We start from the raw sequence: 25,060 nt of genomic DNA, 5'->3' as shown, positions 1-25,060 counted from the left end.
TAAGAGGTGTAAAATAATTGAATTTAGATATAGAGTATAAGTTGTCTTTATATGAAGAATTAAAATCAATATATAAAAGTAAAAAAGTAGAAATATTTTTAGTTCAAAATATACAAGATGATAAAATATATATAAAAAAAGAATTAAAAGAATATACAAAAGAAGTATATGAAGGATTAAAAAATATAGAAAGTATAAATATGCCTATAGTTTATGAAATATTTGAATTAGATGAAAAATTAATAATAATTGAAGAGTTTATAAATGGAGATACTTTACAAACTATTTTAGAAAAAAATAATAAGTTAGATGAGCAACTTGTTATAAAATACGTTATTTCATTATGTGATGTATTAAGTGAAATACATAATTTGAATCCTCCTATAATTCATAGGGATATAAAGCCATCAAATATAATTATAAGTAATGACAACATATTAAAACTTATAGATTTTGATATTGCAAGAACTTATAAAGATGGTGAGAATTTAGATACTACACTTTTAGGAACTAAGGGGTATGCCTCTCCTGAACAATTTGGATTTGACCAAACTGATTGTAGAAGTGATATATATGCAATAGGTATAATGATGAATGTACTAACTACAGGAAAGCATATAAAAGAAGAAGAGAATAATGGAATTTTAAAAAATATAATAAAAAAATGTACTAATATATCAGCAGATAAAAGGTACCAAAGTGTAGAAGAATTAAGAAAAGATCTAGAAACAAAAATTTATAAAAAAGAAATTGAAATTAAGAGTAAAAAAGAATATAAAGAAGAAAAAATACTAAAATATATTCCTGGATTTAGAAGAGGAAATATTATATTTATGATATTAGCAAGTGCTTGGTATTTATTTTTATTAATTGGTCTATTTACCCACAAAAATACTGCTGAACTTATTAACAATAGAATAGTGGTTATTATTCTTTTATCTATATATTTAATGTATACAAATTTCTTAAACATCAAAGAAAAATTACCAATGATAAGAAGTAATAAAAAAATTACAAAAATATTTGGGTATTGGTTATATACAATGGTAATATTTCTTTTAGGTGGAATATTAATTAATCTATTTGAATAAATTTTTACTTGTATGCTGCTAGCATACCAACCTTTATATGATGGAATATATAATAAAATCATAATAAGAAATCATTTATGGAGGTTTGGTATGAAAAAAATAATATTAGGAATAGTTATAGGCTTTGTAGTTATTATAGGAGGATGTGTAGCATTTTTAGGAGCTGGTGTATCTAGTGTAGACAATGCTATTAAAGATGTTGAGAAGCAAACAGCTAAAGTTGATTCTAAATTAGAAGAAATGACAAAGGATATAAAATGGGAAGTTAAAAAAGACTCATTTAGCACTAAGATAGTAGGAACTTTTGAAAATACTAGTGATGAAAAAATAGATTATGTTCAGTTTGATTATAAGTTAATGGATAAAGATGGTACAGTTATTGAAAGTTCATTTACTAATGAAACAGATGTTGAACCTAAGGAAAAAAGAAAAATAGAAATACTTTGCATAGAAAAAAACTTTGATACTTATACAATAACTTCAAAATCAAGTGCGTTTTAGTAAAGCACTAAACAAAACCCCTTAAAATACTGTTTTAAGGGGTTTTTTATATAAATTAAAAAAGTGAAAGGGGTTACTTTCTAGTAATTGGTTACTTAAAAGTGCATACTTTTAAAGATATTAATTTTAGCATATTATTTTATGGGTAAATATATATTTTAACTATATTAAATAAATAGAAATATGTATAAGGAGGCGAATATGCCATTAATAAAGGAAATATTTAATCTATACTTAGATAAATCAGATTTTTTTATAGAGTTAATAGGTCAACACATTACTATTTCAGCAATATCGATACTAATTGCATCAATAATTGGAATTAGTTTAGGTATTTTAATATCTGAAAATAAAAAATTAACATCTCCTATAATAGGAGTTACTAACTTTTTATATACTATACCTTCAATTGCAATATTAGGTTTTTTAGTTTCTATTTCTGGAGTAGGTAATACAACTGCTATTATAACTCTTATAGTATATGCACTACTTCCAATGGTAACAAGTACGCATACAGGAATAAAAAATATAGATGAAAGAACTATAGAATCGGCAGTAGGAATGGGAAGTACTAGATTCCAAATTTTATACAAAATTAAATTACCTCTTGCACTTCCTGTAATTTTTTCAGGATTTAGAAACATGGTAATAATGACTATAGCATTAGCTGGTATTGCATCATTTATAGGTGCTGGAGGCTTAGGTGTTGCCATATGGAGAGGTATAACAACTAACAATTCTGCAATGACAATAGCAGGGAGTTTATTAATTGCACTAATTGCATTAGTGACAGATACTATATTAAGAAAAATAGAAAAATATATAAACTATAGAGTTACAGGAAAAAGAACAAAAATATTAAGAATAAACAATATAATAAGAAAATATACAAAGCCTATAATCGTAATAGCAATCATTATTCTTATAGTTTTAGGATCGATATTTGTACCAAAGATATTTAAAAAAGATAAAAAGATTGTTATTGCATCAAAGCCAATGACAGAACAATATATTTTAACTGAAATGTTAGCTCAATTAATTGAGGAAAAAACAGATATAAATGTTGAGATAAAAAAAGGTATTGGTGGAGGAACAGCAAATATTCATCCAGCAATGCTAAAAGGGGAAATAGATATTTATCCTGAATATACAGGGACATCATGGGAGTATATTCTTAAGAAAAAATCAAGAATAGAAGACCCAATTAAACTTTATGAAGAAGTGAAAAAAGGATATAAAGAAAAATATGACCTTAATTGGTTAGGGTTATATGGTTATAACAGCACATATGCAATAGTAATAAATAAAGATACAGCAGACAAATATAATATAAATACTTATTCAGACTTAGCTAAAGTAAGTGATAAATTAGTATTTGGTGCAGAGTATGATTTCTTTGAAAGAGAAGATGGATATAATGCACTAGCCAAAGAATATGGATTTAAATTTAAAAATAAATTAGATTTAGATATTGGATTAAAGTATCAAGGCCTAGAATCAAAGAAAGTTGATGTTATAAATGCTTCAACAACAGATGCAAAACTTAAAGATGATCAATATAAAGTTTTAATAGATGATAAAGGATTTTTCCCAAGCTACTTAGCAGGAACTGTTATAAGGGAGGAAACACTTAAAGATTATCCAGAAATTAAAGATATATTAAAACTACTAGATAATAATATAAAAGAAGAAGATATAGTTAAAATGAATTACGAAGTAGAAGTAGATAAAAAGGATGATAACACAGTAGCAAGAGAGTTTTTAATAAATAAAGGATTAGTAAAGTAGGTGAAAATATGAGTAATAAACCAATAATAACTTTTAAAAACGTATTTAAAAGCTATGATGAAAAAGAAATATTATCAGATTTTAACTTAGATATACACAAGGGAGAATTTGTAACGGTAATAGGAAGTTCAGGAAGTGGTAAAACAACTACACTAAAACTAATAAATGGGTTAATAAAAGCGGATAAAGGTGAAGTTATAGTAAAAGGTGAAAATATAAATAGTACAGATATTATAAAATTAAGAAGAAATATAGGTTATGTAATACAGGATATAGGGTTATTCCCACACATGACAGTAGAAAAGAACATATCTTATGTGCTTGATTTAGAGAAAAATGATAAAAATAAGGTATCAAATAAGGTAAATGAATTAATGGATATAGTAGAACTTGATAAAGATTTACTATACAGATATCCAAGTGAGCTAAGTGGTGGTCAAAGGCAACGTGTAGGTATTGCAAGAGCATTAGCTTCAGACCCTGAAATAATACTTATGGATGAACCATTTGGTGCAGTAGATGAAATAACTAGAAAATCTCTACAAGATGAACTATTAAAAATACAAAAGAAATTAAATAAAACTATATTTTTTATTACCCATGATATAAAAGAAGCTTTTAAATTAGGAAGTAAAGTAGTAATAATTGATAAAGGAAAGATAGTTCAACATGGTAATGAAGAGGATATAATAAAAAGTCCAAATAATGATTTTGTAAAAAATTTAGTAAGTAGTGTAGTTTAAAAATATTTATTAAATAAAATTGTTATTAAGTGAGAGCGAGTAAAAATCACCTTATCTATAATTATAGATAAGGTGATTTTTAATTTTTATATAAAGCAATAGGCTAAAGAATTTATAAAGGATTTAAGGTTATCTGATATTTAAAATTTAAATTAAAGAACATTGGCAAAAATTAATATAAATATGAATTTGAAAAGTTATTTTGAAAAATGATATAATCATTTTATAATATAATGAAATATATAATTTACAAAGGGGAATAAACAAAATGAAAAACATATTGATAGTAGAAGATGATACTATGCTAAATAACGGTATATGTTTTAATTTACAAGCAGATGGATTTAATATAATACCTGCATACAATTTAAAAGAAGGGGAAAATGAACTTAATAAAAATAATATAGACTTAATAATACTAGACGTAAATCTACCAGATGGAGATGGATTTGAATTTTGTAAAAAAATTAGAAAAAATTCTAATGTAGGAATATTGTTTCTAACTGCATGTGATATGGAATCAGACATTATAAATGGGTTTAAAATAGGAGCTGATGACTATATAACAAAACCATTCAGTATAAATATATTAATGCAAAGAGTAGGGGCTTTACTTAGACGTTGTAACAATAATGAGAAATCTGAAGAACTTTTAATTGAAGGAGAATTTGAATTTAACTTCGAAAAAATGATAGTAGCTAAAAATAAAGTAAATATGGTGATATCGCCAATAGAATACAAAATACTAAAAAAATTAGTACAGTGTAAAAATCAAATAGTTACAAGACAAGCACTAATAGATGCAATTTGGGATAATGATGGAGAGTATATAGAAGAACACGCTTTAACAGTAAATATTAATAGAATAAGAAGTAAAATAGAAGATAAATCATCTGATTATAAATACATAAAAACAGTATATGGTATGGGATATATGTGGGTTGGTGAAAAGAATGAAAAATAGTAAAAGTATTTTTAATAACTGCTATATAAACTTTTCTATTTTATACATTATAATATCATCAATACCATTTTTTTTAATCAAACAACAAACAAATGCTATTTTAAAAACCTATCCAAATTCTTTTGATGCAGTTAAAAATATTAATAATATAAGCCTTTGTTTTGGATTACTATCACTAATAATAGGTGTATTATTCGTATACATTATAAGGCTAAATATTGTTAAATTTAGTGATAGCATTATAGATAATATAGATTCTTTCATATATCAAGATAAAGAAATAATTCTAGAAACTAATAAAGATACTTTGCTTTCTAAGATACAAAATAAATTTAAATATATGATAGAAATTATGGAAAATAAAAATAGAAGATACTTAGAGGAAAAAGATAATATAAAGTCTTTAATATCTGATATTTCTCACCAAATAAAAACTCCTATAGCCAATATTTCTATGTATAATGAAACTTTAATAAATAGAGAACTAGATAGAGACAAACAGATAATATTTTTAGAAAATATGCAAAATCAAGTCAATAAATTAGAATGGCTAGTTAAGTCACTTATAAAAATGTCTAGACTAGAAAGTGGAATGATAGCCTTAGATATAGAAAAACATAGAATAAGTGATACAATTGCAAATGCACTTAGTGGAATATATTTAAAATCAGAAGAAAAAAATATATCTATAAATGTGGATATTGACGAGAAACTAGAGCTTTATCATGATAAGAAGTGGACTAGTGAGGCAATATTTAATATTGTTGAAAATTCAGTGAAATATACAAAAGATAATGGAAGTATAAATCTAAAGATAGATAAAATGGAGCTATTTACTAAAATAAGTATAATAGACAATGGTATAGGGATAGATGAATATGAGATTAATAATGTATTTAAAAGATTTTATAGAAGTAGCGATGTGTCTAATACAGAAGGTGTGGGAGTTGGGTTATATCTAGCAAGAGAGATTATAAATAAGCAAAGTGGATATATAAAAGTAGAGTCTAAAAAAGGAGTAGGAACCAGCTTTTATGTATATATGAAAAATTAAACTATATGAAATATAAGCACTGTTAATTAATAGTGCTTTTTTGTGTTAAATATCTCAATATTGTTATGATTTATACAAACAATATCACAAGACTGTGAGGATTTAAAATATATTTATATGATAACATTTAAGTATATTAATAATTAAAGTTAATTAACTTAGATAGAATTATCCTAAAAAGATATTAATAATATAAAAAATTTAAAGGGGATTTTAATTAATGAAAATATTAGAAAGTAAGAACTTAAAAAAATACTACGGAAAAGGTGAAAGTCTAGTTAAAGCACTAGATGGAGTTGATATAAGTATAAACAAAGGGGAGTTTGTTGCTATAGTAGGTACATCAGGAAGTGGTAAAAGTACATTACTGCATATGCTAGGAGGACTTGATAGACCTAGTGAAGGAGAAGTGATAATTGAAAACAATAACGTATTTAAAATGAGTGATGAGGAACTTACAATATTTAGAAGACGCAACGTTGGATTTGTATTTCAAAACTATAACCTAGTTCCTATACTTAATGTTTATGAAAATATAGTACTACCAATAGAACTAGATGGATGTAAAGTAGATAGTGATTATATAAATGAAATAATAAACATACTAGGACTTAGTAAAAAGATAGACTCTCTACCTAACAACTTATCAGGGGGACAACAGCAAAGAGTTGCAATTGCAAGGGCTTTATCAACAAAACCGTCTATAATACTTGCAGATGAGCCAACAGGAAATCTAGATAGTAAAACTGAACAAGATGTACTTGGACTTTTGAAAGTAACTAGTGATAAGTTTAGTCAAACTATAATAATAATAACTCATAATGAGCAAATAGCACAAATGGCAGATAGAATTATAAGAGTTGAAGATGGAAAAGTTGTAAGTAGAGGTGAAAGCCATGCTACAAAATAACAACCAAGAAATTATAAAAAAGCTAAGTAAAAGAAGCTTTAAAGCTAATAAAATAAGAAATATTATATCTATTTTAGCAATAACATTAACCACAGTTTTATTTACATCATTATTTACAGTAGGTGTATCTATAATGGATTCTTTTAATACTTATATGATGATGCAATATGGTATTAGTTCTCATGTACAAATGCAAGATGTAGATAAAAGTCAGATAGATACAATAAAAAATAATGAAAGTGTAGATGAAAGTAGCATAGGTACAGTTAAAAATATTGATAGTGCTAAAAATCCAGAGTTTTCAACTCAAACTGTAAATCTAGCAGTTTATGACAATCAAAGTGTAAAAAATTCTATACACACAGAGATGATAGAGGGGAGTTTACCAAAATCTAAAGAAGATATAGTTATGCCGATAGAAGTATTAGATATGTTAAAACTACCTCATAAAATAGGTACTGAAGTAAATATAGATATTCCAGTAGTTAAAGAGGGCGCTTATACTGGAGAAAATAAAACATATAAATTTAGATTAAGTGGATATTTTACATATAAAACAGCAACAGCTATGCCACTTCATGATACTTATATAAGTGATGATTTTTACAATGAATACAAAAAAGACAATGAAGTAGGATATACATGTATAAGCTTTAATTTTAAAAATGATAAAAATTTAGAAAAACAAGTTGAAGATTTAGTTAAAGATATTAAGCCATATTCAGGTAAATATAGTGTAAACCCAGCATTTTTAGATAATCAAGTAACAAACACTAGTGAATTTATAAAAAATGCTCTTCCAATAATTTTATTAGTATTTATAATACTTACAAGTGGATATCTTTTAATATACAATATATTTTATATTTCAGTAGTAAAAGATATAAAACACTATGGTCTACTTAAGACTATAGGAACATCACCAAAGCAACTAAAAAGATTAATAATAAATCAAGCTAATAGATTATCATTAATAGCAATACCAATTGGACTATTTTTAGGATTTATAATAGGAAAAATATTACTTCCTATAGCTATGGAACAAACTACTGTATCAAGTTTAAAATCAATAGATTCAAGTAATCCGGTTATATTTATAGGAGCTATTATATTTTCATATGTAACTGTTAGAATATCTTGTATGAAACCTGCAAAACTTGCAAGTAGCGTATCTGAAGTAGATGCTACAAGATATAGCGATAGAGATAGTAATATAAAGCGTAAAGCAAAAAAAGGTAAGAGCGGTTCTAAAATTCATAAAATGGCACTTTCAAATATGTTTAGAAATAAGAAAAAAGCATTATTAGTTTTGATGTCTATGTCTTTAAGTTGTATTATATTTTTAAGTGTATCAACTATAATAAGTAGTATGAATCCAAAAAGAGCAGCAGATGGTATGATGGTAGGTGATATAGAAATACAACATGGAGAAGCTCAAAATTCAAGAATACATGAAAATATGATACCGATAGATGAAGAATTTATAAAAGATGTTAAAAGTTTAGATGGAGTAAAAAATATAGATAAAATATATAAGGACTATTTAGGCCGTGTAGCTTATGAAGGAATATTAAAAGAAGAATTACTAAGCCAACCAATAAATGAAGACCATGTAAAAAGATTTTGGCAAGGGCATGACTTTATAGAAATTGCAGATATGAACAAAAGTGTATCTTTAGATATAATTGGAGTATCTTCAGGAAGAGTAATTAAAGAAATGATAGAAAAGAATATGTTAGATTATTATGATGAGGGAAATATAATAGAAGGAGGATTAGATATAGATAAGTTTAACAAAGGTGGATACATAATAATTAGAGGTCATGAAAATAGCAAGATAAAAGTAGGAGATAAGATTAAGTTAAAATATCTTAAAGGTGATACATTAGAAGAAGGATATACGGAAAATGAACTTGAGGTAATGGCAATAATTGGTGCAGGAGAAAACTTCACTATGGATGTATACGTAAATGAACAAGATTATAAAAAAATAGTACCAAAAGCATATGTACAAAATGTGGTAGTAAATACAGATAAAAATGTAGACGAAGTAGAAAATAATATAGAAAATTTAAATGAAGAGTATAACAATACATACACTCATATATTCTCAAAGAGAACCTATATAGAAGAAGCTAAAGAAACTCAATCTATTATAACTATTATAGGAATGAGTGGTGTATTTATAATAGGTTTAATAGGAGTGCTAAATTTTATAAACACTATGGCAACTAATATAATATCAAGAAATCAAGAATTTGCAATGCTTGAAGCAGTAGGAACGACTAAAAAGCAACTTAAAAATATGTTAATACTTGAAGGTATGTATTACGGGGTTACAATAACCTTTATAAATATTACCCTTGGTAGTATGGCCACTTTATTAGGATTTAATATTATAAAGACTAGATACTCTGTATACACTTATCCAATAGAAGCTTTATTAATATGTACAGTATTAATATTTTTAGTAAGTTTAATAGTTCCTTTAATGGTTTATAAATCAACATCTAGAGAGAGCATAGTAGAAAGAATTAGAGCCACAGAATAAAATGTATTTAACTAACTTATTAGGTATGTGCGATATTAGCATTTTATTTAACATAGCTTATTAAATAGTTTAAAAATCCCTCTAGTAGACAAATTACTAGAGGGATTTTTTATATGCTAGTGAAAATTTCAGTTTTGAAATTTTGTTATATAAAAAGTATAACAAATATAATAAAAGTTATTGCACAAAAAATATAGTTGTTATATATTATATATAACAACTATATTTTGGAGGAGATAAAATGTTAAAGTTAGTAAATGTTTCTAAGTCGTACAAAAATAAGTTAGCAATAGATAATATATCACTAGAAATAAATAAAGGTGAAATATTTGGATTTATAGGTCACAACGGAGCAGGTAAAACAACAACAATAAAGGCAATAGTTGGAATACATGACTTTGAAAAAGGTGATATATTAATAAATTCACATTCTATAAAAACTAATCCAATAGAATGTAAACAAGATATAGCATATATACCAGATAACCCAGACCTTTATGAATCTCTTACAGGAATACAATATCTTAATTTTATAGCAGATATATTTAAAGTAGAGAGAGTTAAAAGACAAGATTTAATACAAAAGTACTCTAGAGAATTTGAAATAGAAAAAGATTTAGGAAGTTTAATATCATCATACTCACATGGTATGAAACAAAAATTAGCAATAATATCAGCATTGATACACAGTCCAAAAGTATTAATACTTGATGAGCCATTTGTAGGACTTGACCCTAAAGCTTCATTTACAGTAAAAGAAATAATGAAAGAGTTTTGCGAAAAAGGTGGTTGTATATTTTTCTCAACTCATGTGTTAGAAGTAGCTGAAAAGATATGCGATAAAATAGCAATAATCAAAGATGGGAAAATAATAGCATCTGGAACTACATCTGAGGTAAAGGGAGATAATTCTCTTGAAAATATGTTTATGGAGTTGATTGAACATGAATAATTTACTTTTATTATTAAATACAAATATAATCAATGAATTCAAATTAAATAATATAAAAAATGCTGATAAAAGGGAAAAAAATAAAATATTAGGAACTACAATGCTAATTTTATTTTCAATATGTATTCTAGCTTACTATATATTTTGTATGTGTATTTCAATTTCAGATATTTTAATACAAATAAATCAAATGGAGCTATTATTAGTAATTGGATTTTTGGGTTCAACACTATTTACTCTTTTTACATCAATATACAAAGCACCATCATACTTGTTTAATGCTAAAGATTTTGATATGTTAACTAGTCTTCCTATAAAAGACTCAACTGTATTAAGTAGTAAAATATTGATGTTACTTTTTACCAACTATTTATACTCATTAGGGGTTATGTTAATACCAGCTATAGTGTATTTTATAAAGGTTGATATTAGTGCAATTTACTTTATATATTTAGTATTATTAATGTTAATGATGCCATTAATACCAATAGTTATATCTTCTATTATCTCATTTTTTATAGGTGGTATTTCATCAAAGTTCAAATATAAAAATGCAGTTTTAATAATTGGAAGTATATTATTACTTATAGCATATATGGGTGTTGCCACTCAAATAGAATCTATAGGTATGAATATATTAAAAAATAGCAAAGGAATAATAGATGGAATTAGTAGGATATATCCACCTACTTACTATTTTATAGATGCTTTAAAAAATAGCAATTTAATATCTTTATTAATATTTTCAGTAATATCTTTAGTGCCATTTTTATTATTTGTTAAGATATTTTCTAAACAATTTAGAAATATAAATGCTAAAATGAATGAAAGTTATAAAGAAAAGGATTATGAAGTAAAAGAGCTTAAATATTCTTCACCAACAGTGGCTCTTATGAAAAAAGAGATAAGTAGATATTTTTCATCTTATATATATGTACTAAATACATCTGTTGGAATTATACTTTTGACCTTAATGACAATTGGTATTTTAGTATTTGGTGCTGACAAGATAAATATGATGCTTAATCTTAATATAGATATGAATATGATAAAGCCTCAAATAATAGTGGCTATATTATTTATAATAATTATGTCTTGTACAACTTACTGTTCTATATCATTTGAAGGTAAGAATTTATGGATATTAAAATCATCACCAATTAAAGAAACTGATATATTTAAGGCAAAGATATATATGAATTTACTTTTAAATATTCCAATACCTATTATATGCTTTTTACTTTTAGGATTTAAGTTAAAATTTGATTTAGGTTTCATAGCTATAATGACACTTACAATAATAGCTATGTCTATACTTGTTTCATTATCAGGACTATTTGCAAATTTACATTTTCCAAATTTAGATTGGAAAAATGAAGTAGCAGTAGTTAAAAGAAGCATAGGTATAATGATAGTGCTATTTGGAGGTATGATTTATTTAGGTATATATGCAGGAATTTATTTTATTTTAAATATAAGTAACTTAAATATATATTTATTAATAGGAACAATTATAACATTAACATTAGACTATATACTTTATAATCTGATAAAAAATAAAGGAGTAAAGCTCTTCAAAGCTATTTAGATAAGAGTATTAAGTCTTAAATTTTTTTAATAATATGAAAAATGTAAATAAAACGAATATTTAGTTGACATATGAATATTAACCTAATACAATTTACTTGAAATCAAAATGCAATAATTTTTAATAACAAAACCATGAAGGTTTTAGGTTTATTTTTAGACTTAAAATCTTCTTTTTTTGTGTAAAAATTATAATTTTTTAATTTAATCAACACTAACAAGGGGGATAAAGGGATGAAATTAAAAAAGTTTTTAGCTATGTCTTTGACAGTAGTTATGACAACATCTTTACTAGTTGGATGTTCTAGTACAAAACCAGAAAGTAAAGGGGAAGGTAGCACTAAGGTAAACTCAAGAAAAGAGAATAATGAATTAGTGGTATCAGTTGGTTCAGAACCAGAAGGATTAGATCCAACAACAGGGGGACACCATGCAGTAACTAGAGTATTTTTTAGTACTTTACTTACTAGAGATAAGGATATGAAAATAAAAAATGATCTTGCAACAGAATATAGTGTAAGTGATGATAAATTAACATGGACTGTAAAAATAAGAGATGATGTAAAATTTACAGATGGAAGTAAGCTAACAGCAGAAGATGTGGCATATACTTTTGAAACAGCAGGTAAATCAGCATCTGTTGTAGATTTAACATCAGTAGAGAGTATAAAAGCGATTGATGAATATACAGTAGAATTTAAGTTAAAAGAGCCACAATCTACATTTGTTAATAAATTAATAAATATAGGTATAGTACCAAAAGATTTACATAATGATAAATATGCTACAAACCCTGTAACATCAGGACCATATAAATTTGTTCAATGGGATAAAGGTCAACAAATAATAGTTGAAGCTAATGAAGATTACTATGGAGAAAAGCCAAGTATTAAAAAACTTACAATGTTATTTTTAGACAGTGATGCAGCACTTGCAGCTTTAAAATCTGATGAAGTAGATATGGCTTCAATACCAGCATCTTTTGCAGATCAAAAGATAGACGGTAAAGTATTAAGAGAAGTTGATAGCATTGAAAACTTAGGTATTACTTTCCCAACTGTAAAGAGTGGTAAAAAGACTAAAGATAAAAATCCAATAGGAAATGACGTAACTAGTGACTTAGCGATACGTCAAGCAATAAACTATGGAATCGATAGAAATGAATTAGTTGAAGGGGTATTATCAGGATATGGTACACCGTCATATGTAGGGCTAGAAGCTATGCCTTGGTATAATAGCGAAGTTGAAATAAAAGATGGTGATATAGAAAAAGCTAAAAAAATATTAGCTGATGCTGGATGGAAAGATAGTGACAATGATGGAATTGTTGAAAAGAACGGTTTAAAGGCTGAATTTAAATTATGTTACATAATGGAAACAAAGCATAGACAAGAAATGGCACTAGCAGTTAGTGAAAAATTAAAAGAAATAGGAATAAATGCAGTACCAGAAGCTAGAACTTGGGATAATGCTATGGAAGTAATTCACTCAGAACCAGTTATATTAGGTTGGGGTGAGCATGATCCAGCTCTTATATTCCAATTATTCCACAGTAAAAACTCAGGTGTAGATTGGTATAATACAGGATTTTATAAAAACGAAAAAGTTGATGAGTATATAAATAAAGCAATGACAAGTAAAAGTGAAGAAGAAGCTTTAGAGTTTTGGAAGAAAGCTCAATGGGATGGTAAAACTGGTATAGCGCCAGCAGGAGATGCACCATGGGCATGGTTAACAAATGTAAATCACTTATTTATAATGAATAAAGATTTAGATATAGGAACTCCTAAGCCACAACCACATGGTGGGGCTATCCTTGAAAATATAACACAGTGGAAATGGAAATAAATTTAAGGGGGAAAATAAATGGCTAAAAAAGAAAGTATAGGTTTATTTGCAGGTAAAAAAATATTTAGATTAATAACTTTATTAACTGCACTATGCATTCTTACATTTATCCTGATGGAGGCATCTCCAATTGACCCTATAAGAGCTTATGTAGGAGCAGATTTATCTGTAACTCCAGAGCAAAAACTAAAAATAGCAGAGTATTGGGGGCTTAATGCCCCCCCTTTAGAAAGATTTACTAATTGGTTTAGCTCACTAGCTCAAGGAGACTTTGGTACTTCTTTAATATTTAGAAGACCTGTTATAGAAGTTATAGGAGAAAGATTTATGGCATCTCTTGGGCTGATGGTTGTAGCGTGGGTACTTTCTGGGGTATTAGGGTTTATTTTAGGAATTATATCAGGTGTTAATGAAGGAAAAATCGTAGATAAATTTATAAAAGGATATTGTTATATATTAATATCAACACCAACATTTTGGCTAGGATTACTTTTACTTATGGTATTTGCAGTAAACTTAAAATTATTTCCTATAGGGCTAGGTGTTCCAATAGGAGTTTTAAGTGAGGAAGTTACAATGTTTAGCATGATAAAACATATGATACTTCCAGCTATGACCTTATCAATAATAGGTGTTGCAAATATTTGTCTACATACAAGAGAAAAAGTTATCGAAATACTACAAAGCGAATATATATTGTTTGCAAAGGCAAGGGGAGAAAGTACTAAAAAAATAGTATTTAACCATGTTATAAGAAATATTGCACTTCCAGCTATAACTCTTCAATTTTTATCTTTTAGTGAATTATTTGCTGGAACTATATTTGCAGAACAAGTATTTTCATATCCAGGACTTGGGCAAGCAACAGTTGATGCAGGTTTAAAAGGAGACTTACCACTTCTTATGGGAATTGTTATTATAAGTGCAATATTTGTATATAGTGGAAATTTAATAGCCGATTTATTATATAGAGTAGTAGACCCAAGGATTAAGGAGGGATACAAGATATGATGGAAGAAGCAGTAAAAGTTAAAAATCCTCCTGTAATTGAAAAAAGCAAAAAAATTAAGTTTGGAGCTAGAGAAAGGACAATATCTTTAATAGTGTTTTGTACTTTAGTAATCTTAACAACACTTATAATAGGTAGCAATGTTAATGATATGGATTTAGCAGTAAACTTTTCAAAGAAGAATTTAGCACCAAGCATAAATCATTTATTTGGTACGGACTGGATGGGAAGAGATATGTTTGCAAGAACTATGAAAGGAATAACATTAAGTATAAAAATAGGTTTATTATCTAGTTTTCTTAGTGGGATAATGGCATTAATACTTGGCATTATGTCTGCTACTTGTGGTAAGATAGTTGACTCTATAATAAGTTGGTTTGTAGATTTAGTGTTAAGTGTACCTCATATATTATTAATAATATTAATATGTTTTGCAGTAGGTGGAGGACTTAAGGGAGTCGTTATAGGGGTTGCCCTTACTCACTGGCCGTCTTTAGCAAGATTAATAAGGTCAGAAGTAATGCAAATAAAATCTTCAGAGTATGTTCAAATATCAAAAAACTTTGGTAAGTCAAATATATACATAGCAAAGAAACATATATTACCACATATATTACCTCAGTTATTAGTGGGAACTCTTTTAATATTTCCTCATGCAGTACTTCATGAAGCATCTATAACATTTTTAGGTTTTGGACTATCACCTCATGAACCAGCAATAGGAATAATATTATCTGAATCTATGAAATATTTATCAACTGGATATTGGTGGTTAGCATTTTTCCCAGGGTTAGTACTACTTATAGCATCTATGATGGTAGATACAACTGGGCAAAATTTAAGAAAACTTATAGATCCTAAGACTGCTTATAAATAATTTATATAAATGAAAGTAGGTGAGTATTTCAATGAAAGAAAGTATAAAGCCAATATTACAAGTAAAAAATTTAGGTGTTTCTTTTTCGCAGTATACAAAAGGTCTTAGAAGGCGTGAACTAAATGTAATAACAGGGCTTGATTTAGATCTTTATGAAGGTGAAATAACTGCTGTTGTAGGCTCAAGTGGTTCGGGCAAAAGCTTACTAGCACATGCTATACTTGGAATACTTCCTCATAATTCCAGTACTCAAGGAAAAATAATTTATAAAGATAAAGTTTTAAGTAAAAAAGATAAGATGAATTTAAGAGGAAAAGAAATAGTATTAATACCTCAGTCAGTAAACTATTTAGATCCTCTTATGAAAGTTTCAAATCAAGTAAAAATATCAATAGAACAAAAAGAAAAAGCAAACAAAATACAAAGAAACGTATTTAAGAAATATAGTCTTGATGAAAAAGTTGATAAGCTATATCCATTTCAACTGTCAGGTGGTATGGCTAGAAAAGTATTACTATCAACAGCTCTTGTTTCAAATAGTAAAGTTATAATAGCTGATGAGCCAACTCCAGGTCTTGATGAAAAATCATTAAATGAAGCACTATCTCACTTTAGAGAAATTGCAGATAAAGGTTGTGCAGTTCTTATGATAACTCATGATATAAATGCAGCTTTAAAAGTAGCAGATAAAATAGCAGTATTTTATGCTGGAACAACTCTTGAAGTAGCAAGTGCAAAAGATTTTAGAGGAAATGGTGAAAACTTAAGGCATCCTTACTCAAAAGCTTTATGGAATGCACTTCCTCAAAATGAATTTAAGCCAATAAAAGGATCTCAACCTCTTCCAAATGAATTACCTAAAGGATGCTTATTTAATAATAGGTGTGATAAGGTAACTAGTGAATGTATAACAGTTAGACCTAAAGCTAAAATCATAAGAGACGGGATAGTGAGGTGTATACATGCAACTTAGAGCTGAAAAAGTAAGTTTTAAATACAATGATGAAGATGATTTTATACTAAAGAATGTAGACTTTACTATAAATGAAGGTGAGATTGTTGGCTTAGTTGCACCTAGTGGATATGGTAAAACTACACTTGCAAAAATATTAGCGGGTTACAAAAGTCCAAATAAGGGAAAAGTTGTTTTAGAAGATGGGAAAGATGGTAGGTATAATCAAGTTCAATTAATATTTCAACATCCAGAAAAAGCAGTAAACCCTAAATGGAAGATGAGAGATATATTAAATGAAGCATATACACCTTCAAAAAAACTATTAAATGATATAGGAATAGAAGATGAATGGCTAAATAGATGGCCAAATGAATTATCAGGTGGAGAGCTACAAAGATTTTGTGTTGCAAGAGCGCTATCACCTCAAACTAAGTTTTTAATAGCTGATGAGATGACAACAATGCTTGATGCAATAACTCAAGCTCAAATACTAAATGTTGTACTTGATATTGTCAAAAAGCAAAATATAGGACTTGTGGTAATAAGTCATGAAAAAGCAATATTAGACAAAATATGCGATAGACTTGTTGATTTAACTAAGTTTCAAAAATAATAAGAATAATATATTTATAAATAAAAACATCACTTATAGAAAAAAAGTGATGTTTTTATTTATAAATATACAATATTATTTCAAAAATGTAATATTTATAAATGGTCTAAACTATTGCACAGATATTATAAAATGGTATATGATGTATAAATGGCTAATAAATATTGGGAGAACGATTATGAGAAAAATAACAAAGAAGCAAAAAGCTTTTATACAGTATGCATTTTTATTGTTCTTAATATGTCTTACAACTTACTTAGTATCGACAACGTTAGACATTACACTAATACCTCATATTTTAAAGGTAGTCGATATAAAATATATAATAACTGGAATTTTATTGATAGTTATATATATATTATTTGAAGCATATATACTTCAATTAGTAATAAATTCAATAGAAAAGACTAAGGCTAGATTTTTGGGGTTTAAGATAGGGACAATGGGATTATATTATAATTTAGTTACGCCATTTGCATCAGGCAGCCAACCAATACAGATATATGCATTAACAAAGTATGGTATAAGCCTAAGTAAGTCAGTAGCTATAATAACAAATAAAACAATAGTATTTCAGACTGCAGTTACAGCGTATTGTGGATACTTAATATTAGTGAATTTAGATTTATTAAAAACTGAAATGCCGTCAATTATGATTTTAGTAGCGGCAGGAATGATTATGAATATAGTTATGTTAGTTGGAGGAGTATTAATAATACTTAGTCCAAATAAAATAAAAATGATAACTAGTTATATATTAGATAAATTATCTAGATTTAAATTTTTTAAAAAGTTATCAAACAAAAAAGACACAATAAATGAGTATATTGATGAATATAGTTATTCAATTAAGATGTTTATGAAAAATAAAAAGAATTTAGTTTTAAGCTTAATTTTAACAGCAATTCAACTTGCTATATTCTTTAGTATAACTTACTGTATATATAAAGCATTTAATTTAAATGGATTATCTTATTGGCATGTAATGACATTACAAGTTTTTTTATATATGGCTGTATCTCCAATTCCAACGCCAGGGAATGTTGGAGCTAATGAACTAGCATTTTTCTCTATATTTGCAAATGTGTTTCCAAAAGAAATTATTGGATACTCAGTATTTTTATACAGTTGGTTTGCATACTATATGATAGTTATAATAGGTGGAATATTTACTATAAATACCCATCATAATATGAATAAATATAAAAATGAAAAAATATATGCTAATAATAAATAAAAAAGCTAAATCATATTTATGATTTAGCTTTTTTATTTAGCAAAATATATCTAATTAAAATATTATTATAAGTTATAATAAACATCTATATATGCTACCATTTGGTCACCGATGCTAAGATAATAGTATATATAAGTTAAATAATTAGAATGAAATAATGTAGAAGCTTCATAGTCATTACTTAAAAGTGAATTTATTAAAGCTAATTGTTGAACTAAAGTCATTTTATACGTTTCTACTATGATATTAAGCTGTTGTGAAAATAATAAATCTGGTTCAGAATTACTATATTTTTTATTAAAAGTATCAAGTTTTGTTTCTATTTCTGTTAATTGTGTTATATAAAAGTTTATTTGTTTTTTTAGTTCTGTTGATTTATCTTTTATAGTAAGTGCATTTATGTCTATAGTACGAATATTTTCTCTAATAGATTTTATTTCATTAAAAATACTTACTAACTCATCTTTACCTTTTGCATTTTGAAGCATTGGAGGAACGGTTATATTAGACTCCTGGGCAAAAATTGGTACTACATTTATCATAATGGATAATAATAATATTGCAGTTATTAATACTTGTCTTTTTTTCATTATTGTCTCCTTCTATATCTAAATTATATATATATGTTTTCCTGTGAATTATAATTTATTCAACCTATATATGTTTTTACTTTAAATTAATTGATTATATTTTAAAGATTAAAATATTAAAAAATACTACATAATAATAAATAGAATCAAAGTAAATTATATGAAAAATCACAAAAATATTATAGTAGTAAAACTATCAAATATGGATACCTTAAGAATATAGTCAAATAAAGAAAGGAAACCAATATGGAAACTAAAAGAGAAGAATTAGACAATAACAAAGAAATAAAAAAATTATTAAAAGAAAATGATACAAAGATGGAAATCGCAGAAGAAGTTTATTCTAATAAAAAAGTATCAGATATATTAGGAGATAGACTAGCTAGACAAAGAAGATTTCCTCCATGTTAAAAAATTATATTAAGGAGTGAATTAGATGAGCGAAAACAGATTGGAAAGTGGACATTATAAAGACGCCCTGCAATACGCAAAAGATGTATTGAGTAGTAGTTCCTCCATCGATGAAATAATTGCTAATTCAAACATAAAAGAAGAAAGTATAAAAGATTTAAAAAAAGAAAATGAATAATAAAAAAGGATGAGATATTTAATATTTCATCCTTTTTTATATATAAACTTGAGAAACGAATCTTATTTAGAGGTCGTTTTAGCCAAGGGTGGGAGAATTACTTGAGCGACATGAGCAAAGCGAATTTTTATTGTAATATTTTGAAAATTTAAACTATAAATTGAAAAAAGTAATATAATTATTTATAGGATAAAGTAAATCACACCATATAAAAAGGGGGGATAAAAATGAAAAGTTTACTAAATCCATATAAGGGGCTACCAAAAGAAATATATATTTTATTTGTAGGAAAGATAGTAAACTCAATAGGAGCATTTGTACATCCACTTATGTCATTAATTCTAACGCAAAGAATAGGAATGTCGGCCTTTGAGGCTGGTCAATTTATAACAATGTTGGCTGTTTTTCAATGTCCGTGTATGATATTAGGAGGAAAGTTAGCAGATAGTATAGGACGAAGAAAGGTAATAATAGGCTTTCAGACTTTAGGAGCACTTATGTTTATAGTTTGTGGACTTATACCTATATCCACTTTAACAGCAAAAATGATGATATTATCGGCATGTTTTTATTCAGTATCTTCACCTGCTTATGATGCATTAAACGCAGATTTAACAGATGAGTCTAATAGAAAAGAAGCATACTCACTATTATATATGGGTACTAATATAGGTTTTGCAATTGGGCCTATATTAGGTGGTTTTTTGTATAAAAATTATCTTCCGCTAATATTTATAGGAGATGCTATAACTACATTAGTAGCTCTTTTCTTATTTATAAAATATGTAAAAGAAACAAAACATAAAACTTGTGAAAATGAAGTGGAAGCAATAGAATTTGAAAATAGTAAAGTTTCAACTGTTAAAGTAATGTTAAAAAGACCAATACTTATTTTATTTCCATTAATGATGATTTTATTTCAATTCGTGTATTCGGGGTGGGGATTTTCACTACCGTTACAAATGGGGGAATTATTTGGAAATGAAGGGGCTAAGTTATATGGTTTCTTGGGAGCATTTAATGCAGTTATTGTAATAACATGTACTCCTTTATTAACTAGTAAAACTAGAAAGTATAATCCTTTAAATATAATGTCTTTAGGAGGATTATGTTATGGATTATGTTTTTTAATTTATGGATATTCAAAAATAATGACACTATTTTTCTTAGGAACACTTTCTTTAACTATAGGTGAAATATTAATAGCTATAAATAGTTCTACATTTATAGCAAATAACACTCCTTCTTCTCATAGAGGACGAATTAGTTCTATAATACCTATATTAATGGGATCTGGATATGCATCAGGACCAATGATAATGGGAAAAATTATTGATATAAGTGGAATGTATATGGCATGTATGATTGTAACTATAATAGCTGTGATTGGTGCTGTGGGAATGTTTTCCCTAAATAAATTAAATAATATTAATAACTCATATGAAAGAAAATAAATATAAAAAAGTAGCTTATGGTTAGTATAAACTATAAGCTACTTTCTAGTTTAAGCGACATATTTGATTATATTGGAAAAAAATAGAACTTAATGTAATAATTAATATGATTAAATAAATATAATATGGGATAATCCGTATTTTATATTTAAAAATTAAAATAAAGTTCATAAAAATGTTGATATATTAAATTAATATGCTATAATAAAAATATAAATACGAATAATAAATATAAAAAATAATAAAAAGTATTTGTTTAGGGGAGGAAAAAGGATTTATGACAAATAAAAGTTCGGTTATTTACCAACTAGATGGGAAACCAAGACTAAAAGAGGCATTACCGTTAGGGATACAGCATATACTAGCGATGTTTGTTGGTAATGTAACACCACTTATAATAATATCAGGCGCTCTTAATATGAACTTAGCAGATAAAACAGCTTTAGTTCAATGTGCAATGTTTGTATCAGGTATAGCAACATTAATTCAATGTTATAAGCTAGGACCATTTGGAGCAAGACTTCCAATAGTAATGGGAACAAGTTTTGGATTTTTACCAGTAGCAACAGCAATAGGATCTAAATATGGATATGAAGCAGTACTTGGGGCATGTTTAATAGGTGGATTAGTAGAAATAATTCTTGGAAATGGAATGAAAAAATTAAGAAAATTCTTCCCACCAGTAGTATCTGGAACTGTGGTTTTAGCAATGGGGATATCACTACTTCCAACTGGTATAAAATACTTTGCAGGTGGAGTTGGGGCACCAGATTTTGGTTCACCTTCAAATTTATTCTTAGGAACAGTAGTTTTATTAACTGTATTATTTTTTAATCAATATACAAAAGGTATAACAAGCTTAGCGTCAATACTTATAGGACTTATAGTAGGATACATAATAGCAATACCAATGGGAAAAGTAGATTTTTCTCAATTATCAACAATATCAATGTTATCTATTCCAACACCATTTAAATTTGGGATGGAGTTTCATATAGACGCAATAGTAGCAATGGTATGTATGTACTTGGTTTCATCTGTTGAAACAGTTGGTCATATAACAGCTATAGCATACGATGGAGTAGGACGTGAAGCAACTGATAAAGAAGTTTCAGGTGGAATAATGGCAGATGGACTTGGAAGTATGATAGCGGCAATGTTTAGTATATTACCAAATACATCTTTTGGTCAAAATGTAGGATTAATAGCTCTTACAAAAGTTATAAATAGAAATGTTATAGCATTAGGCGCGCTATTTTTAATACTAGCAGGAATATTCCCACAACTAGGGGCTGTAATATCTATAATGCCATCAAGTGTATTAGGTGGAGCCAGTATAATGATGTTTGCTATGATAGCAGTAAGTGGTATAAAGTTAATAACAAGTGAACCATTAAATAATAGAAATAGTACAATAGTAGCTTTAGCTATAGGAATGGGAGTTGGACTTTCATTTGTACCAGATGCTTTAGCTAGTATGCCAGAGTCAATACAACTTATATTTGGAGATTCAGGATTAGTACTTGTAGCACTTATAGCAGTTGTGCTAAATATAGTGCTACCAAAGGAAGACAAAAACATAGAAGAAAGTGGAAATCTAGAAACTCAAATAGTTTAATATATATAAAATCCTTTCATTAAAATTGAAAGGATTTTTTTATTACAAAAATAACTAAATAAATCAAATACAGGTTAAAAATCACATAATTTTGAAGGAGGATATTGCCTCTTAAAAAGGTGGGAAATTTATTATATAAGAAACTTTTTATATTTAAAAAATAAATAGTAAGAAGATTGTTAAAGGTTAGAAAAAAAAGGAATAAAAAAAAGAAATAAATCATGTTATAATATAATTAAGTTAAAATAAAAAGATTTTAAAATAAAAAGAATTTCAAGGGGTGATGTAAATTATGGGCATAACATTAGCTAAAGGTCAAAAAGTAGATTTAACAAAGGGAAATCCTGGATTAAAGCATGTATTAATAGGACTTGGTTGGGACACTAACAAGTATGATGGTGGATTTGATTTTGATTTAGATACAGCTGCATTTTTAATAGGAGAAAATGGAAAAGTTATTAGTGATTTAGACTTCGTATTCTATAATAATGCAAGTCATACTTCAGGGTCTGTAAAACATTTAGGTGATAATAGAACTGGAGCAGGAGATGGTGATGATGAGCAAATACAAGTTGATTTATCATTAATACCAAGCAATATAAGCAAAGTTGCTTTTACAGTAACGATACATGAAGCTCAAGAAAGAAGGCAAAATTTTGGTCAAGTAAGCAACTCATATATAAGGGTAGTAGATGTTGACAAAAATGAAGAATTAATTAACTTCGAATTAGGGGAAGACTTTAGTATAGAAACTGCAGTAGTAGTAGCTGAAATATACAGACATAATGGAGAATGGAAATTTAATGCATTAGGATCTGGATTTGAAGGTGGACTAGCTGCTTTATGTAACAACTTTGGTATAAACATATAAGATTATAAATTATATATAGGAGAAATTATTATGGCTATAACTTTAAAAAAAGGTCAAAAAATAGACTTAACAAAGGGGAATCCAGGACTAAAAAATCTTAAACTAGGACTAGGATGGGACACTAATTCATTTGATAGTGGATATGACTACGATTTAGATGTTAGCGTATTTATGGTAGGTAAATCAGGAAGAGTTGAAAGAGATGAAGACTTTATATTCTACAATAACTTAAAACATATATCAGAATCAGTTGAGCATTTAGGTGACAATAGAACTGGTGAAGGTGATGGAGATGATGAAGAAATATTAGTGTCATTAGACAAAATACCAAATCATATAGAAAAGATAGCTGTAACTGTTACTATTTATGAAGCTTCAGATAGAAGACAAAACTTTGGTCAAGTAAATAACTCTTATGTTAGAGTATTAAATGCTGACAATGAACAAGAAGTATTAAGATATGACCTTGGAGAAGAATTTAGTATAGAAACTGCAATAACTGTATGCGAAATATATAGATATAATGGAGAGTGGAAATTTAGTGCGGTAGGAGCTGGATTTGAAGGTGGATTAGAAGCTCTTTGTAAAAATTATGGATTAAGTGTTTAACAATTAGGGGGAGATTATTATGTCAATAAGCTTACAAAAAGGACAAAAAATAGATTTAAAAAAATCTAATCCAGGTCTAAGCTCTATAATAGTAGGATTAGGTTGGGATCCAGTAGCACAAAGCGGAGGAGGATTATTAAAATCATTACTTGGTGGAGCAGGATCAAATATAGATTGTGATGCATCAGTATTTATGTTAAATGAAAAAGGACAAATGCATAGTTCAAAAGATTTGGTTTATTTTGGAAATCTACAAAGTGTTTGTAAATCAGTAATACATACAGGTGACAACTTAACTGGAGATGGAGATGGAGATGATGAACAAATACTAGTTAATTTAGATAAGGTGCCTTCTACTGTACATAAATTATTGTTTGTAGTAAATATATATAGCTGTGTGTCTAGAAAGCAACATTTTGGTATGATAAAAAATGCATATATTAGGGTGATAGATCAAGATAATAGAAAAGAAATCGCAAAATACAATTTAACTGATGATTATTCAGAGAAGACTTCTCTTATAGTTGGAACTATATATAGGCACAATGATACATGGAAATTCTCAGCTATAGGTCAAGGAAGTAATGATACTGGCCTTAAGGATATAACACAAAACTTAGCCAGAATAGAATGTGCATATGGGGTATAA

At 27.2% G+C, this 25,060-nt stretch carries 24 protein-coding genes; 23 read left to right on the top strand and 1 reads right to left on the bottom strand.

From position 1 onward, the window contains the following. The first annotated feature begins 17 nt into the window (after positions 1-17). The 16 genes from JNUCC81_RS10815 to JNUCC81_RS10740 all read left to right on the top strand — a co-directional run bounded on the left by JNUCC81_RS10815 (position 18) and on the right by JNUCC81_RS10740 (position 18,680). The gene (locus JNUCC81_RS10815; RefSeq protein WP_454093482.1) at positions 18-1,091 is read left to right on the top strand and encodes a serine/threonine-protein kinase; all 1,074 of its coding nucleotides are present in this window, start codon (positions 18-20) and stop codon (positions 1,089-1,091) included. Between the two features lie 90 nt (positions 1,092-1,181). Beyond that, positions 1,182-1,592 carry an FxLYD domain-containing protein gene (locus JNUCC81_RS10810; protein ID WP_454093481.1) on the top strand — a complete coding sequence of 137 codons (411 nt, stop codon included), beginning with the start codon at positions 1,182-1,184 and terminating at the stop codon, positions 1,590-1,592. A gap of 201 nt (positions 1,593-1,793) precedes the next feature. Then, on the top strand, positions 1,794-3,380 hold the full coding sequence (locus JNUCC81_RS10805) for an ABC transporter permease/substrate-binding protein (protein ID WP_454093480.1): 1,587 nt from the start codon (positions 1,794-1,796) through the stop codon (positions 3,378-3,380). Positions 3,381-3,388: 8 nt separating this feature from the next. Beyond that, the gene (locus JNUCC81_RS10800; RefSeq protein ID WP_454093479.1) at positions 3,389-4,123 is read left to right on the top strand and encodes an ATP-binding cassette domain-containing protein; all 735 of its coding nucleotides are present in this window, start codon (positions 3,389-3,391) and stop codon (positions 4,121-4,123) included. Positions 4,124-4,391: 268 nt separating this feature from the next. Beyond that, complete coding sequence (locus JNUCC81_RS10795; protein WP_454093478.1) at positions 4,392-5,087, top strand: response regulator transcription factor; 696 nt, start codon at positions 4,392-4,394, stop codon at positions 5,085-5,087. Continuing rightward, on the top strand, positions 5,077-6,141 hold the full coding sequence (locus tag JNUCC81_RS10790; protein WP_454093477.1) for a sensor histidine kinase: 1,065 nt from the start codon (positions 5,077-5,079) through the stop codon (positions 6,139-6,141). The genes JNUCC81_RS10795 and JNUCC81_RS10790 overlap by 11 nt, the downstream gene beginning before the upstream one ends. Positions 6,142-6,361: 220 nt before the next feature. Next, positions 6,362-7,051: an ABC transporter ATP-binding protein gene (locus tag JNUCC81_RS10785; RefSeq protein ID WP_454093476.1), complete on the top strand. Its 690-nt coding sequence runs from the start codon at positions 6,362-6,364 to the stop codon at positions 7,049-7,051. Continuing rightward, positions 7,038-9,602: an ABC transporter permease gene (locus JNUCC81_RS10780; RefSeq protein WP_454093475.1), complete on the top strand. Its 2,565-nt coding sequence runs from the start codon at positions 7,038-7,040 to the stop codon at positions 9,600-9,602. Before JNUCC81_RS10785 ends, JNUCC81_RS10780 begins: the two co-directional genes overlap by 14 nt. A 241-nt stretch (positions 9,603-9,843) precedes the next feature. Beyond that, a complete protein-coding gene (locus JNUCC81_RS10775) occupies positions 9,844-10,554 on the top strand; it encodes an ABC transporter ATP-binding protein (protein ID WP_454093474.1) in 711 nt (236 codons plus the stop codon). Further along, on the top strand, positions 10,547-12,142 hold the full coding sequence (locus JNUCC81_RS10770) for a putative ABC transporter permease subunit (RefSeq protein WP_454093473.1): 1,596 nt from the start codon (positions 10,547-10,549) through the stop codon (positions 12,140-12,142). The genes JNUCC81_RS10775 and JNUCC81_RS10770 overlap by 8 nt, the downstream gene beginning before the upstream one ends. 233 nt (positions 12,143-12,375) lie before the next feature. Continuing rightward, on the top strand, positions 12,376-13,989 hold the full coding sequence (locus JNUCC81_RS10765; protein WP_454093472.1) for an ABC transporter substrate-binding protein: 1,614 nt from the start codon (positions 12,376-12,378) through the stop codon (positions 13,987-13,989). Positions 13,990-14,007: 18 nt separating this feature from the next. Further along, positions 14,008-15,000 (top strand): ABC transporter permease, encoded by a 993-nt coding sequence (locus JNUCC81_RS10760; protein ID WP_454093471.1) that lies wholly within the window; start codon positions 14,008-14,010, stop codon positions 14,998-15,000. Beyond that, entirely contained in the window at positions 14,997-15,875 is an 879-nt protein-coding gene (locus JNUCC81_RS10755; RefSeq protein WP_454093470.1) for an ABC transporter permease, read from the top strand. Before JNUCC81_RS10760 ends, JNUCC81_RS10755 begins: the two co-directional genes overlap by 4 nt. 31 nt (positions 15,876-15,906) lie before the next feature. Then, complete coding sequence (locus JNUCC81_RS10750; RefSeq protein ID WP_454093469.1) at positions 15,907-16,848, top strand: oligopeptide/dipeptide ABC transporter ATP-binding protein; 942 nt, start codon at positions 15,907-15,909, stop codon at positions 16,846-16,848. Next, positions 16,838-17,443 (top strand): ABC transporter ATP-binding protein, encoded by a 606-nt coding sequence (locus tag JNUCC81_RS10745; RefSeq protein WP_454093468.1) that lies wholly within the window; start codon positions 16,838-16,840, stop codon positions 17,441-17,443. Before JNUCC81_RS10750 ends, JNUCC81_RS10745 begins: the two co-directional genes overlap by 11 nt. Positions 17,444-17,621: 178 nt before the next feature. After that, positions 17,622-18,680, top strand: coding sequence for a lysylphosphatidylglycerol synthase transmembrane domain-containing protein (locus JNUCC81_RS10740; RefSeq protein WP_454093467.1), 1,059 nt, complete (start codon positions 17,622-17,624; stop codon positions 18,678-18,680). Positions 18,681-18,745: 65 nt separating this feature from the next. On the opposite strand, the gene JNUCC81_RS10735 is transcribed toward JNUCC81_RS10740, so the two are convergent. Then, positions 18,746-19,270 carry a hypothetical protein gene (locus JNUCC81_RS10735; protein ID WP_454093466.1) on the bottom strand — a complete coding sequence of 175 codons (525 nt, stop codon included), beginning with the start codon at positions 19,268-19,270 and terminating at the stop codon, positions 18,746-18,748. Positions 19,271-19,516: 246 nt separating this feature from the next. Between JNUCC81_RS10735 and JNUCC81_RS10730 the strand changes: the two genes are divergently transcribed. The 7 genes from JNUCC81_RS10730 (at position 19,517) to JNUCC81_RS10700 (ending at position 25,060) form a co-directional block, all read left to right on the top strand. Continuing rightward, a complete protein-coding gene (locus tag JNUCC81_RS10730) occupies positions 19,517-19,681 on the top strand; it encodes a hypothetical protein (RefSeq protein WP_154658894.1) in 165 nt (54 codons plus the stop codon). Positions 19,682-19,706: 25 nt separating this feature from the next. Continuing rightward, positions 19,707-19,859, top strand: a complete 153-nt coding sequence (locus JNUCC81_RS10725; RefSeq protein ID WP_454093465.1) for a hypothetical protein — start codon at positions 19,707-19,709, stop codon at positions 19,857-19,859. Positions 19,860-20,086: 227 nt separating this feature from the next. Next, on the top strand, positions 20,087-21,313 hold the full coding sequence (locus tag JNUCC81_RS10720) for an MFS transporter (protein ID WP_454093464.1): 1,227 nt from the start codon (positions 20,087-20,089) through the stop codon (positions 21,311-21,313). A 277-nt stretch (positions 21,314-21,590) separates the two neighbouring features. After that, entirely contained in the window at positions 21,591-22,931 is a 1,341-nt protein-coding gene (locus JNUCC81_RS10715; RefSeq protein ID WP_454093463.1) for a uracil-xanthine permease family protein, read from the top strand. A gap of 292 nt (positions 22,932-23,223) precedes the next feature. Then, a complete protein-coding gene (locus JNUCC81_RS10710) occupies positions 23,224-23,802 on the top strand; it encodes a TerD family protein (protein WP_208331753.1) in 579 nt (192 codons plus the stop codon). Positions 23,803-23,832: 30 nt separating this feature from the next. Next, positions 23,833-24,411, top strand: coding sequence for a TerD family protein (locus tag JNUCC81_RS10705; RefSeq protein WP_454093462.1), 579 nt, complete (start codon positions 23,833-23,835; stop codon positions 24,409-24,411). 19 nt (positions 24,412-24,430) lie between these two features. Then, entirely contained in the window at positions 24,431-25,060 is a 630-nt protein-coding gene (locus tag JNUCC81_RS10700; protein WP_454093461.1) for a TerD family protein, read from the top strand.

The organism is Faecalimicrobium sp. JNUCC 81, from assembly GCF_053667625.1.
The sequence above is the reverse complement of the archived record's forward strand: the minus strand, read 5'-3'. Positions and strand labels throughout refer to the sequence as shown.